Genomic DNA, 528 nt, shown 5'->3' on the forward strand with positions numbered 1-528 from the left:
CTGGCCACCCGCATCGGCGAACTCAACGGCGCGCTCAATCATCAGGGCTTTGCCGACAAGCCGTGGATGAAGGCGCTGAAACAGCCGGTTCAAGACACCTTCAAAGCCCTCGGCGAACTGGCCCGCGGTGCAGGCAAGGCGACACTCGAAAGCATCCTGCTGGCCTGGGTGCCTATCGACAGCCGCCTCGCGGTGGGCAAACAGCAAAACATCGTCGCGCTGATTCGCACGCTGCTGATCGGCCAGGTGCTGCTCGACTCGCCGGCGCACATCGCGATCAATCAGCACGTCATTACCCAACTGAAACAGTGGCTACGCCAGTGGCGAGTGCTCGACAAACAGATCAGTGATACGCGCCGCAGCTGGCAGTATCCAACTGCCTACAAACCCCGCAAAAGCATCGCGCGCGACCTGGCGGCCCATCAACAAAAACTGCGCGCGCACGAACTAAGCCTGCCCGCCCTGCTCGACTTCCAGAACAACGAGTACGCAAAACAGTTGCAGAACGAGATTCGCCAATACGCCCAG

Annotated in this window: 1 pseudogene; it reads left to right on the forward strand. The window is 60.4% G+C overall.

What is annotated here, in order from left to right:
* Positions 1-528, forward strand: a pseudogene (locus ABJ99_RS16810) (hypothetical protein); the annotation flags it as partial.

It is taken from the genome of Pseudomonas syringae pv. cilantro (genome assembly GCF_001293775.1).
Taxonomy (GTDB): Bacteria; Pseudomonadota; Gammaproteobacteria; order Pseudomonadales; family Pseudomonadaceae; genus Aquipseudomonas; species Aquipseudomonas syringae_P.